Source organism: Nonomuraea sp. ATR24 (assembly GCF_041950485.1).
Taxonomy (GTDB): domain Bacteria; phylum Actinomycetota; class Actinomycetes; order Streptosporangiales; family Streptosporangiaceae; genus Nonomuraea; species Nonomuraea ceibae.
In genome coordinates this window covers 189,829-201,721 of record NZ_JBGNUU010000007.1, presented here as the reverse complement: position 1 = coordinate 201,721, position 11,893 = coordinate 189,829, and the positions used below count along the sequence as shown (strand labels likewise).

General features: G+C 74.7%; 14 protein-coding genes. 8 read left to right on the top strand and 6 right to left on the bottom strand.

The features are described from left to right. Positions 1 to 85: 85 nt before the first annotated feature. Entirely contained in the window at positions 86 to 634 is a 549-nt protein-coding gene (locus tag ACBI99_RS20145; protein WP_219507606.1) for a TetR/AcrR family transcriptional regulator, read from the bottom strand. A gap of 98 nt (positions 635 to 732) precedes the next feature. Here ACBI99_RS20145 and ACBI99_RS20140 point away from each other — a divergent pair, with 98 nt between their 5' ends. Both ACBI99_RS20140 and ACBI99_RS20135 read left to right on the top strand, forming a co-directional pair. Further along, the gene (locus tag ACBI99_RS20140; protein WP_219507604.1) at positions 733 to 1,020 is read left to right on the top strand and encodes an antibiotic biosynthesis monooxygenase family protein; all 288 of its coding nucleotides are present in this window, start codon (positions 733 to 735) and stop codon (positions 1,018 to 1,020) included. Between the two features lie 13 nt (positions 1,021 to 1,033). Beyond that, entirely contained in the window at positions 1,034 to 1,642 is a 609-nt protein-coding gene (locus ACBI99_RS20135; RefSeq protein ID WP_357587944.1) for a DUF2867 domain-containing protein, read from the top strand. Here the strand turns inward: ACBI99_RS20135 and ACBI99_RS20130 are convergent. Continuing rightward, positions 1,620 to 3,176 (bottom strand): FAD-dependent monooxygenase, encoded by a 1,557-nt coding sequence (locus ACBI99_RS20130; protein WP_375073054.1) that lies wholly within the window; start codon positions 3,174 to 3,176, stop codon positions 1,620 to 1,622. The two genes, ACBI99_RS20135 and ACBI99_RS20130, sit on opposite strands and share 23 nt — an antisense overlap. Beyond that, complete coding sequence (locus ACBI99_RS20125) at positions 3,173 to 4,189, bottom strand: hypothetical protein (protein WP_375073147.1); 1,017 nt, start codon at positions 4,187 to 4,189, stop codon at positions 3,173 to 3,175. Before ACBI99_RS20125 ends, ACBI99_RS20130 begins: the two co-directional genes overlap by 4 nt. A 115-nt stretch (positions 4,190 to 4,304) precedes the next feature. Here ACBI99_RS20125 and ACBI99_RS20120 point away from each other — a divergent pair, with 115 nt between their 5' ends. Beyond that, complete coding sequence (locus ACBI99_RS20120; protein ID WP_375073053.1) at positions 4,305 to 4,985, top strand: TetR/AcrR family transcriptional regulator; 681 nt, start codon at positions 4,305 to 4,307, stop codon at positions 4,983 to 4,985. A 4-nt stretch (positions 4,986 to 4,989) separates the two neighbouring features. Here the strand turns inward: ACBI99_RS20120 and ACBI99_RS20115 are convergent, their stop codons facing one another. After that, positions 4,990 to 5,895: an LLM class flavin-dependent oxidoreductase gene (locus tag ACBI99_RS20115; RefSeq protein ID WP_219507597.1), complete on the bottom strand. Its 906-nt coding sequence runs from the start codon at positions 5,893 to 5,895 to the stop codon at positions 4,990 to 4,992. A gap of 98 nt (positions 5,896 to 5,993) precedes the next feature. Continuing rightward, positions 5,994 to 6,458 (bottom strand): MarR family winged helix-turn-helix transcriptional regulator, encoded by a 465-nt coding sequence (locus tag ACBI99_RS20110; protein ID WP_219507596.1) that lies wholly within the window; start codon positions 6,456 to 6,458, stop codon positions 5,994 to 5,996. 65 nt (positions 6,459 to 6,523) lie between these two features. Between ACBI99_RS20110 and sigJ the strand changes: the two genes are divergently transcribed. The 4 genes from sigJ (at position 6,524) to ACBI99_RS20090 (ending at position 10,212) form a co-directional block, all read left to right on the top strand. Then, a complete protein-coding gene (gene sigJ / locus ACBI99_RS20105) occupies positions 6,524 to 7,402 on the top strand; it encodes an RNA polymerase sigma factor SigJ (protein ID WP_375073146.1) in 879 nt (292 codons plus the stop codon). Between the two features lie 75 nt (positions 7,403 to 7,477). Continuing rightward, entirely contained in the window at positions 7,478 to 8,578 is a 1,101-nt protein-coding gene (locus ACBI99_RS20100; RefSeq protein WP_375073052.1) for an NAD(P)/FAD-dependent oxidoreductase, read from the top strand. Between the two features lie 72 nt (positions 8,579 to 8,650). Next, on the top strand, positions 8,651 to 9,613 hold the full coding sequence (locus ACBI99_RS20095) for a GlxA family transcriptional regulator (RefSeq protein WP_308125859.1): 963 nt from the start codon (positions 8,651 to 8,653) through the stop codon (positions 9,611 to 9,613). Further along, on the top strand, positions 9,610 to 10,212 hold the full coding sequence (locus ACBI99_RS20090) for a DJ-1/PfpI family protein (protein ID WP_219507593.1): 603 nt from the start codon (positions 9,610 to 9,612) through the stop codon (positions 10,210 to 10,212). Before ACBI99_RS20095 ends, ACBI99_RS20090 begins: the two co-directional genes overlap by 4 nt. Here ACBI99_RS20090 and ACBI99_RS20085 read toward each other — a convergent pair. Continuing rightward, positions 10,209 to 10,784 carry a TetR/AcrR family transcriptional regulator gene (locus ACBI99_RS20085; protein ID WP_357587936.1) on the bottom strand — a complete coding sequence of 192 codons (576 nt, stop codon included), beginning with the start codon at positions 10,782 to 10,784 and terminating at the stop codon, positions 10,209 to 10,211. The two genes, ACBI99_RS20090 and ACBI99_RS20085, sit on opposite strands and share 4 nt — an antisense overlap. Positions 10,785 to 10,842: 58 nt before the next feature. On the opposite strand from ACBI99_RS20085, the gene ACBI99_RS20080 reads away from it, so the two are divergent. Continuing rightward, entirely contained in the window at positions 10,843 to 11,892 is a 1,050-nt protein-coding gene (locus tag ACBI99_RS20080; protein WP_357587934.1) for an FAD-dependent monooxygenase, read from the top strand. The last annotated feature ends 1 nt before the right edge of the window (position 11,893 follow it).

The following is an 11,893-nucleotide window of genomic DNA, read 5'->3' as shown; positions in this document are numbered from 1 at the left end:
ATGAACGGTGGTCGCCCCTTCTTGCCCGAAGCGCCCTGCCGCTTTCACGGGCCGCCGTCGCGGGCGGGTGACCTGGCCGGCTCCGTCAGGCGTTGAGGATGAGGTCGGCGGCGCGGGAGCGCACCTGGGCGGGGGTGCGGCCGTCGTGCTCGGCGGCCAGGAAGTGCTGGCCGATGGTCAGGCAGAAGGCGAGCAGGCTGCGCGCCTCGACCTCGTCGGGGTCGGCGCAGAAGGTGCCGATCTGTTCGCGCAGCAGGTCCATGCGCCGGTTGTCCACGCGCCGCAGGCGTGCGGCGACGGCCTCGTCACGCCGGGCCCAGTGCCGCACCGCCAGGTCGATCGGCAGCAGCCGCTCGGAGAGCGTGAGCTGCCCGGCCAGCCGGACCTTGGTACGGGCGTCGCCTCCCGCGCGTTCGACCCGGTCGAGAACCTCGTCGATGCTCTCCCGCTCCCAGGTGTCGAGCATGGCCTCCAGCAGGGCGTTGCGGTCGGTGAAGTAGCCGTAGAAGCCGCCCTTGGTCACCCCCAGCGCCTTGGCCAGCGTCTCGACCCGGACGGCGTCCACCCCGGACGCGGCCAGCACCCGCAGCCCCTCCTCGATCCACTTCTCCCGTGGTGTACGCAACGAGCCCATCTGTGGCCCACCTCACCTCTCGCCTGGTTGTACGGTGCCGTACAACAGGTCTAACCTTAGGTTATACGGCACCGTATAACGGAGAGAGGAAACCCGTCATGTCATTCGGTTTCGTCGCGTTCCACTACCCCGCCCCCGAGCACCTCGAGGCGTTCGTCAAGGAGTGCCACCAGGTCGCCGAGATGTCGCGGAGCCAGCCGGGCTTCGTGTCCGTCGGGGTCTGGGTCACCCCGGACGGAGACGCCGTCGTCACCACCGGCGAGTTCGAGTCCGAGGAGGCGTTCCAGGCGGCGGCCCGGATCGGCCGCGAGATCGGCGCCACGCCCGACGGCATCAGTGACCTCGAGGTCCGGCCCCGCGAGGTCACCTTCCTGGTGTCGCGGTGACGGGGCGGCCGACATGTCCATGAGGCTCCCCGTCACCGAGCACACCTCGCGGCCGTGGCGCATCCACGAGATCGCCCCGGACTTCCGCATCGAGGACGTGTGGGCCTTCCGCACGCCCGGCGCCGGCCCGGACGACTTCCCCGCGATGCTGGCCGCGCTGCGTGCCCGCACCGCGCCGCAATATCAGTCCTGGCCGGTCCGGTTCCTGTTCGCGGTCCGGTGGAAGCTCGGCGCGCTGTTGGGCTGGGACGAGCCCGGCGCCGGACTCGGCGGGCGGGTCGGCTCCCTGCTCGACCGCCTGCCCGACGACCTGCGCCGCTCCCCCGGCGTGAACGACCCCAACATCCCGTTCACACCGCTGTACGCGGTCGCCGAGGAATCCGCCCAGGAACTGGCCAACAAGACCGTCCACACCGTCTGCCACCTGGGCTGGGTGCCCACCGCCGGCGGCGAGTACGAACTGCGCATGGCGGCCCTGGTCAAGCCCAACGGCCTGTTCGGCAGGGCGTACATGGCCCTCATCAAGCCGTTCCGCTACCTCGTCGTCTACCCGGCCATGACCCGCCGATGGGAGCAGGCCTGGCGCGACCGCGCCGAGCTCACGTACGGGCGGGTTCGCTGACGCCGAACCACCGCCGCAGGGCCGCCCGGAGCGCCTCGACCTCCGCGGGGCCGGGCCGGGGAGACGCGGACGCCCAGGCCACGTAGCAGTCCGGCCGCAGGAGCAGGGCCGTCGGCGCGGGAGCCTCGGCGCGGGCCGTGACGATGTCGACCTGGTCGTGGCCGAGAGCCCGCGACAGTGAGGCGTCGTCGGTCAGGTCGAGCAGCAGGGGGCGCGCGGTCCTGGTCAGCTCGGCCAGGCGGACCGGTCCGGCGGGGGTGCGCAGGTCCAGGTCCGGGGCGAAGCGGCCGGTCAGCGGGTGCGCCTCGCCGCCGCCCAGGTCGTAGCGGACGTCGGCGCCCGTGGTGAGCTCGGCCAGGCGGCGCACGGCGCCGGGGTCGCGGAGCAGTTCGGCGAACACCTCGCGCAGGCCGGTGACGTCGCTGCCGGGGGCGATCAGGGCCGCCTGCGCCTGCGCGTTCAGCACCATGCGGCGGGCGGCCGCGCGCCGCTCCGGCTCGTAGGTGTCCAGCAGTCCGGGCGGGGCGCTCCCCCGGATCTCGGCGGCGAGCTTCCAGCCGAGGTTGACCGCGTCCTGCAGGCCGAGGTTGAGCCCGGGACCGCCCCCGGTGGCGGCGTACACGTGCGCGGCGTCACCGATCAGGAACACCCGGCCGTCGGCGAACCGCTCGGCCACCCGGGTGTTGCCGCCGGTCAGCCGGCGCAGCGCGTGCGGCCCCGGGCCGCCGGGCGGGCCGAGCGGCACCTCGACGCCGAGGACTCGGCGGACGCTCGCCCGCAGCTCCTCCAGGCTCATCGCGGCGGCGGTCGCCGGCTGGTCCCATTCGGTGGTGCTGACCAGCGGAGGGTGGCCGGGCATCGGCGCGTAGGAGAACCCGCCGCGCTCGGTGCGGTGGGGCATGAACGGCGCGACGGCGCCGTAGCCGGGCACGTGCAGCGCGCCGGTCGCGGGATCGACCCAGTCCGCCGGGACCGTCGCGTGCGCCGAGCGCACGGTCATGCGGTCGTAGGTGACGCCGGGGAACGCGATGCCGGCGAGCTTGCGCGTGGCGCTGTGCGCTCCGTCCGCCCCGACCAGGTAGCGGGCCCGCACCTGATACGTGCCGTCCGGGCCCGCAACGTCGGCGGTGACCGCGTCCTCGTCCTGTGCCAGTCCGGTGAGCTCGTGGCCGCGCCGGATCTCCACGCCGAGCTCGATGGCGCGCTCCTCCAGGACCTGCTCGATGCGCCGCTGCGGCACCGGCAGGGTGTGGACGGGGCTGTGCTCCAGCAGGCTCAGGTCCAGGCCCAGCGCGCCGAACATGAAGTACGCGGAGTTCGGCCGCGGCGGTTCCGCGCTGCCGCTGAGGGGTTCGCACAGTCCTCGGTGGTCAAGCATGCGGACGACCTGGCCGAGCAGCCCGTTCGCCTTCGGCTCCTCGCTCGGCCGGGGCAGCCGCTCCAGCACGAGCGGCCGGACGCCGGCCAGGCTCAGCTCGCAGGCCAGCATCAGCCCGTTCGGGCCGCCGCCGGCGATGACGACATCGGTGATCAACGTGTGCTCCCATGGTAGTGGCCGGCGAGGGCGGTGAAGGCGGCCTTGGGCTCCCAGGGCAGGCCGGGGTAGGCGTCCCCGTGGCGGCCGTCGAGGACCTTGACGATGCCGGGGCTGGCGAGGTCGAGGTCGTCACGCGGGTCCCCGCCGGGCCGGTGCGGGAAGTTGCCGAGGGAGAAGAGGAAGACGAAGGCGCTGTCGACACCGGCGGCGTCGAAGATCTCCAGCAGTTCCCGCAGGTAGGCGGCCTGGCCGGGCTCGTCGCGGACGCATGCGCGGTTCAGCCGGATCGGCGCGCCGGTCTCCCGGTCGAACTCGACGACCTCCAGGACGCGGCCGCCGCTGTCGCCCGCGCCCCGGTAGGCGGCGGTGCCGAACTCGGTGATCGCGACCGGCTTCCCCTGCGCGACCAGGGCGCGGACGGCCTCGGCGAACCGGCCGGCGACCTCGGCCGACCGGTAGAGGTCGACGCCCACGAGGTCGAAGGGCGTCCAGTCGACGCGTTCGAGCGGGACGGCGGCGTACGTGATCCGGCCGCCGAACCGCTCGCGGACGAGGGCCACGGCCTCGACGAGGAAGTCGTTGAGCCGCGCGCTGAGCTCGCCGATCCGCTCGGGCAGCCGGTCCCGGTCGGTCAGCAGGGCGAGCCGGTCCTCCTGGGTGCCGCCCGGCAGGAACCCCTTGTTCATCAGGCTCAGCTCGGCGCCGGTGACGAACACGACCGCGGCGCCCTGCCGCCGGATCCGCTCCGCCAGCCCGGCGCAGTCGGCGAACAGCGACAGCGTCTCCTCGGGGGTCAGCTCCAGCGGGTAGGGCGAGAACCAGACCTCCAGCCCGAGTTCGGCGGCGTAGGTGGCGGCCAGCTCCAGCCGCTCCGGGTCGCCGCCGATGACGCGGACCGCGGTGCAGTGCAGGTCGTCCCGGATGATGCCGAGCTCGCGCCTGACCGCGACCGGGTCGAAGCGCTCGCGGGACGACCCTCCGTTGCGTACGAACCCTGTGTCGTACGTGATGCCCTTGGCTCTCATGGCATGGGTCCTTCCGGTGGGATGGGACGCTCACGCTAGGCCAGAAAAGTGCGCGCACGCAAGTTTGCGTACACGCATCGAAAGGTGGGATGCTGGGCGCGTGACGACGAGACGGACGGGGCTGCGCGAGCAGAAGAAGCAGGCCACCCGGGACGCCCTGCGCACGGCCGCCCTGCGCCTGGCGCTCGAACGCGGACCGGACAACGTCCGCGTCGACGACATCGCCGAGGCCGCCGGGGTCTCCCCCAGGACGTACAACAACTACTTCTCCAGCCGCGAACAGGCGATCGTCGCCGCCGTCACCGGCGAGCGGGAGGCGCGGGTGGCGGCGGCGGTGGCCGCCCGGCCCGCCGATGTCGGGCTCGCCGACGCCGTCATCGAGGCGGTCGTGGACCAGTACACCGCCCCGGACGCCGCCGGCCGGGACGCGCTGCTGCTGATCACCACCCGCCCCGCGCTGCGCGAGGCGTTCGTCGAGGCCACCACCGCGATCGAGCACCCTCTCGCCGAGGCCATCGCCGCGCGCGTCGGCGATGGCGGCGAGCATCAGCACGCCGCGCGGGTGCTCGCCGCGAGCGTCGCCGCCGCGGTCCGCGTGGCGCTGGACCAGTGGCTGAGCGCGACCGTCTCGTCCGTCACGGCCGGCGGGCTGGTCGTGCCGTCCGGGTCGCTCCCGGACCTCCTTCGCGCCGCGCTCGCCCCCCTCGCCCCCGCCCTGGATGCCGCCGACCGCGCCCGAGGCGGTGGGACCCGTGACGGCGGGCCCGCCGGCCGGGCCTGAGCGGTTACTTCGCGACGGCCTCGCGGACGGCGGGGGCGACCTCCTGGCCCCAGCGGGCCAGCAGGGTGAGGTCGGCGGCGCCGTGGCCGGTGTCGAAGAGCGTGAAGCCGGACGCGCCGTGCTCCAGCACCGCCCCGGTCAGCTCCTCGACCCACTGCGCCACCGAGCCGCCGATCCACCGGCCGTCGCGGTCGCGGGTGGCGGGCAGCGGCCGGTCGGTGATGCGGCCGGGCAGGTTGAACACGGTACGGATCTCGCCCGGGTCCCGGCCTGCCGCTGCCGCCGCCTCGTCGATGACGGGACGCGAGGTCCGGTAGCGCTCGCTGAGCCAGTCGGCCGCGTGGCCGGGGATCCACCCGTCGGCCACCCGCCCGGTGGCGGCCAGCGACTTCGGCCCGACCGAGCCCGTCCACACCGGCGGCGCGGCGACGGGCGCGGGCTCGATGCGGCGCACCCGGTAGTGGTTTCCCTCGTAGGTGACCGGAGGGCCGCCGCCGGACAGCAGCTTGACCAGGACGATCGCCTCCTCGAAGGCGTCCACGGCCGCGCCCGGCGACAGCCGGGGCACGCCCATGTCCGTGATGCGGTCCCACAGCCCGCCCGCGCCCATGCCGAGCACGACGCGGCCGCCCGACAGCGCCGACAGCGACGTCACCGTCCGCGCCAGCATCGGGGCGGGCCGGGTCGGCAGGTTGGTCACGTTGGCGAATCCCGCGATGCGCTCGGTGCGGCCCAGCAGGAAGCCGAGCGCGGCGTAGGCGTCGAGGCGCCCGCCGAGGTACGGGTGGTCGGAAAGGGTGAAGATGTCGAGCCCGTCCCGGTCGGCCTGCTGGGCCATGCGCAACAGCTCCGGCACGTCGTCGATGCCGGAATGCGCGCCGAAGCCGAAGACGACGTCATGTGCGGACATGGTTATGCCTTTCCCTCAGGCCGCGCCCAAAAAAGTTTGCGGTTCGTGCCACGAACCATATTAGTTCGTGGCACGAACCGCAAATTCCGGCTTTCGTCTCAGCGCACCTGATCGGGCTCCAGGAAGACGGTCGGCACCTGGTTGTCGGTCACCACGCGGCCCAGCAGGGCGGCCAGCGTGTCGCGTTCGGCGGCGGTGAACCCGGCCGTCAGCTCCTCGACGCGGCGGCAGGTCTCGGCGTAGAACTCGTCGGCCAGCCTGGCGCCGCGCCGGGTGAGCGCCACCCGCACCGCCCGGGAGTCGCCGGGGTCGGGCCTGCGCTCCACCAGGCCGTTGCGCTCGGTCCGGTCGACCAGGCCGGTGAGGCTCGACTTGGCCAGGCCGAGCACCCCGCCCAGCTCGGTCATGCCATAAGGCTGCGCCATCAGCACGCACAGCAACTGACCCTGCTGCTGGGTGATGCCGTATTCGCGGGCCGACTCCACGTACACGGCATTGACCAGGAACGTGGAGCGCACCAGCGCGGCCACCGCCCCTATCTCGCCGGCGACATTCTCACTCATCGGCCAAGCGTAACAAATTCGTGCCGCGAACTACCCGGCGGCCTAGCATCGGGCGCGTGGAAGCGATGGGTGAAGAGACGCTGGAGGCAGTGTTCGAGGAGCAGCGGCCCAGGCTGTTCGGCCTGGCCTACCGGCTGCTCGGCTCGGCGGCCGAGGCCGAGGACCTGGTCCAGGAGACGTTCCTGCGCTGGCGTCAGGCCGGCCGGGCCGACGTGCCGGCCGCCTGGCTGACCAGGGTGATCACGAACCTGTGCCTGAACGAGCTCGCCTCCGCGCGGCGGCGGCGGGAGAGCTACGCGGGGCCGTGGCTGCCCGAGCCCGTGCTCACCGGCGACGGCGCGCTCGGGCCGCTGGAGACCGTCGAGCAGCGCGAGTCGGTGTCGCTGGGCCTGCTCGTCCTGCTGGAACGGCTGAGCCCGGCCGAGCGGGCCGTGTTCGTGCTGCGCGAGGCGTTCGGGCACAGCCACGCCGAGATCGCCGCCATGCTCGGCCTCGGCGAGGCGCACTCCCGCCAGCTCCACCGCCGCGCGCGTGAGCACGTCGGCGCGGCGCGCAAGCGGTTCGACGCCGACCGCGGCCAGCACCGCCGCATCGTCGAGAGGTTCCTGGCCGCGACCCTGGACGGCGACGTGGCGGGCCTGGAACGGCTGCTGGCCGCCGACGTCGTCGCCTGGGCGGACGGCGGCGGCTCGACCGCGGCGCGGCGGCCGGTGCGCGGGCGCCTCAGGGTGCTGCGCTACCTGGGCGGGCTCAGCCTCCGTCCCGAGGCGGCGGCGGTGACGGCCGTGATCGCCGAGGTCAACGGCGAGTACGCGGCGCTGCTGCGGCACGACGGCGAGCTGCGCGCGGTCATGGCCGTGGAGGTCGCCGGCGAGCATGTCACCGCGGTGCGGACGATGGTGAACCCGGACAAGCTGGCATTCGCCGCCGCCCAGCTCGTGTGAGCACGCTCACAGCGCGACGCTGTCACGAATCGCCCGGCTCGCCGGTTCAGGTGGGGACTTCGAACGGGAGGAACCATGACAGGACACATCGTCGTGCTGGGCGGCGGCTACGCCGGGCTGGGCGCGGCCAAGCGGGCGGCCCGGCGGCTGCGCGGCGCCGGGGCCCGGGTGACGCTGGTGAACGCGGCCGACCGGTTCGTGGAGCGGGTGCGGCTGCACCAGCTCGCCGCCGGGCAGCGGCTGCCCGACCTGCCCCTGCGCGGCCTGCTCGACGGCGCCGGGGTGGAGCTCGCGGTGGCCACGGTGACGGGGATCGACCTCGCCGCCCGGGTCGTCCGCCTCGACGCGGCCCCGTACGAGCTGGGCTACGACGTGCTGGTCTACGCGCTCGGCAGCGGCGCCGACCTCGGCGCGGTGCAAGGGCTGGCCGAGCACGCGTACACGGTCGCCACCGAGCGCGAGGCGGCCCGGCTGCGTTCCCGCCTCGCGGCGGCGCGGTCGGTCGCCGTGGTGGGCGGCGGGCTGACCGGGATCGAGGCCGCGGCCGAGTTCAAGGCGGCCCGCCCGGGACTGGAGGTCCGGCTGGTGTCCGGCGGCCCGATCGGGGCCGGGCTGTCCCCGCGGGCCCGCCGCCACCTGCGCCGGGCCTTCGACCGGCTGGACGTCGCCGTGCGCGAGCACGCCCCCGTCGCCGAGGTCGGCCCCGGCGGGCTGCTCCTGCGCGACGGCGGCGAGGTGCCCGCCGACACGGTGGTGTGGGCGGCCGGGTTCCGCGTCCCGGAGCTCGCGGCGGCCTGCGGGCTGGCCACGGACGAGCACGGCCGCATGCTGGTCGACGCGACCCTGCGCTCGCTCTCGCATCCGGAGGTGCTCGGCGCCGGCGACGCCGCCGCCGTGCGGGGCTCGCGCATGTCGTGCCAGACCGGCCTGCCGCTCGGCCTCCAGGCAGGCGACGCGGCGGCCGCGCTGCTCACCGGCCGCGCCCCGCGACCGGCGCGGATCCGGTACGTGTGGCAGAACATCAGCCTGGGCCGCCACGACGGCGTCACCCAGGCCACCCGCGCCGACGACAGCCCGAGCGGGCCCGTCCTGACCGGGCGGCCCTCCGCGCTCTTCAAGGAGGTCATCACCCGCGGCACCGTCTGGCGGATGCGGCACCCCCACCTGTCGCCCTGACGAGGGCCGATGGCGCGATCTGTGGGGTGCGTGTCGTTGACGCCATCGGGGTGCGGGCTGGACCGTGGAAGGGTGCAAGCACACCGCATCGCCTTCGTGATCTACGAGGGTTTCCAGTCGCTCGACCTGGTCGGGCCGCACGAGGTGTTCCAGCTCGCCGGAGGCTACGACTGCGCGATCGTCGCCCCCGTCCCCGGGCCGGTCCGCGCCGAGCACGGGCTGCCGGTGCACGCCTCCCACGGCGTCGCCGACCTCCCGCCCGCCGGCTTCGACACACTGGTCGTCGCGGGCGGCGGGGGCGTCTACGAGGCCAGGAACGACCCGGCGCTGACCGGCTGGATCGCCGCCGCGGCCGGCGGCGCCCGGCGGGTCGCCTCGGTGTGCAGCGGGGCGTTCCTGCTGGCCGAGGCCGGGCTGCTGGCCGGTCGCCGCGCCACCACCCACTGGGCCAGGGCCGAGCGGCTGGCCCGCGAACACCCGGAGGTCACCGTCGACCCCGATCCGATCTTCGTCCGTGACGGGCCCGTCTGGACGTCGGCCGGGGTGACCGCCGGGATGGACCTGGCGCTGGCGCTGGTGGAAGAGGACCACGGGCAGCGGGCCGCGCTGGAGGTGGCCCGCCACCTCGTGCTGTTCCTCCGCAGGCCGGGCAACCAGTCCCAGTTCAGCGTGGGGCTGTGGTCCGCGCAGCCCTCCTCCGACCCGGTGCGCCGGGCCGTGGCGGCCATCCACGCCGACCCCGGCGCCCGCCACGACATCACCGACCTGGCCGCGCACGCCGGGCTCAGCCCCCGCCACCTGCAACGCCGCTTCACCGCCGAGCTCGGCCTGCCGCCAGGCGCCTACGTCGAGCGGGTCCGGGTGGAGGCGGCGCAGCGGGCCCTGGAGGACGGCGGCGACCCCGTCGACGTCATCGCCCGCCGCTACGGCTTCGGCACCGCCGAGACCCTGCGGCGCAGCTTCCACCGACGCCTGGGCGTCGCGCCCTCCGACTACCGAGACCGTTTCCGATCCACCACGGGAGGACATCCGTGACCACGTACGGACTGCTGATCTTCGACGACGTCGAGGAGCTGGACTTCGCCGGGCCCTGGGAGGTGTTCACCACCTCCGCCATCCTGCGCGCCGACGCCGACCTAGCGGTGCTCGTCGCCGAACGGCCCGGCCCGGTCCGGGCCGGCAAGGGCCTGCGGGTGCTGCCCGACTGCACCCTGGACGACAACCCGCCGCTGGACGTCCTGCTCGTGCCGGGCGGGCGCGGCGCCCGCGAGGTCCAGCCGCACAACCCGGCCGTCACCGGCTGGATCGCCAAGACCGCCGAGCAGGCCACCTGGGTGGCCAGCGTGTGCACCGGGGCCTTCCTGCTCCACGCCGCCGGACCGGCGCGCGGGCGCCGGGTGGCCACCCACTGGGCCTACGAGGACGCCCTGGAGGCGCGCGGGGACGTCACCGTCGTCCGCGACGCCCGCTATGTCGTGGACGGCAACGTGATCTCCACCCAGGGCGTCTCCGCCGGGATCGACAGCGCGCTGTGGCTCGTCGGCCGGCTGCACGGCCGCGACCACGCGCGCGCCGTCCGCCGCGAGATCCAGTACGACCCCGCCCCGCCGTATCTGGCCGACGAGCCGCTCTAGGCGGGCGGGTAGGCCGTCGAGACGAGGCGGGCCAGGAAGGCGTCCAGGTCGTCGAGGCCGTAGGCGGCCAGGACGTCGGGCGGCTGGGTGAGCAGGTAGGTCAGCGCGCTGTTGATCGCCAGCGTCACGGTGGCCGCGCCGTGCCGGGTGGCCGGGAGCCCGGCGGCCCGCTGGGCGGCCAGGTGCAGGTCGAGGTCGGCGCGGGTGAGGCGGGCCAGGGTCTCGCGCACCTGGGCGTTGCGCGCGGCCTCGGCGTGCAGTTCGAGGTAGGCCAGGATGCGGGACCGGTTGTCCGTCAGCGCCCGGTCGATCATGCGGCGCAGCAGCGCGAGCAGTCCGTCCACGTCGTGGACCTCGGCCTGCTGGAGGTCGCTCCAGTAGCGCTCCACGCACCGCTCGGCGGCGGCCCGCAGCAGGCTGTCGCGGGTCGGGAAGTAGTTCTTGGCCGTGCCCTCCGGCAGCCCGGCGACCCGGTCCAGCGCGCGGTGGGTCAGTCCGCGCCCGCCCTCCCCGGCCAGCACCTCGATGGCCGCGTCGCGCAGCCGGTCGCGCCGGTCCCTGTTCTCCACCATGACGGCCCATTCTCCCGCTCGACACAACCACCACAAGCGTGGTACCACATTTGGGGTGATGAGAATGAGGAAAGCCGCCGTCGTGGGAGCCGGGGTCGGCGGGCTGACGGCCGCCATCGCCCTGCGCCGCATCGGCTGGGAGGTCTCGATCTTCGAACGCTGGCCGCGCATCGTCGCCGAGGGCACGGCTCTCGGCATCCGGCCCGACGCCCAGGCCGCCCTGGCGAGCCTCGGCCTGGGCGAACGGCTGCGCGAGCGCACCGTCCCCTACCGGCACGCCCGCATCCGCACCCCCGACGGCCGCCACCTGGCCGACCTGCCGCTGGAGCGCATCGAACGGCGCGGCGGAGCGCCCGTCCGCATGCTGTCGCGCGTGTCGCTGATCGAGATGCTGGTGGAGGAGGTGGACCCGGCGACGATCAGCACCGGCGTGGAGATCACCGACCCCGCCGCGCTGCGCGACTCCCACGACCTGGTGATCGGCGCCGACGGCGTGCGCAGCGCGGTGCGCCGGGCGTTCTTCGCCGCCCCCACCCGGCCCCGCTACGCCGGCATCGTCGCCTGGCGCGGCGTCGTCCACGGCTTCGAGCCGCAGGACTACGGCGAGACCTGGGGGCGCGGGCAGATGTTCGGCATGACGCCGCAGTCCCCCGGCGTCACCAACTGGTACGCGCCCGTACGGACCCCGAAGGGGGTGCGCGAGACCCTCGGCGACCTGCGCGCCCGCTTCGCCGGCTGGCACGACCCGATCCCGCGCGTGCTCGCCGCCGCCGAGGCGGACGCCGTGCTGCGGCACGAGGTCCACGACCTCGCCCCGCCGCTGCCCTCGTACGTGACCGGCAACGTGGCCCTGCTGGGCGACGCCGCCCACGCCATGACCCCCGCGCTCGGGCAGGGCGCCTGCCAGGCGCTGCTCGACGCGGCCGCGCTGGCCGCCTGCCTGCGCGACCACCCCGGCGACGTGCCCGGGGCGCTGCGCCTGTACGACGCCAGGCGGCGTCCGGCGGCCGAGCGGATGGTCACCGCCTCGCGCTGGATGACGCGCCTGGCCGGAGCGGGCCGCCTGGCCGGGCCGCGCAACGCCCTGATGCGCCTGGGGAGGCGGTGAA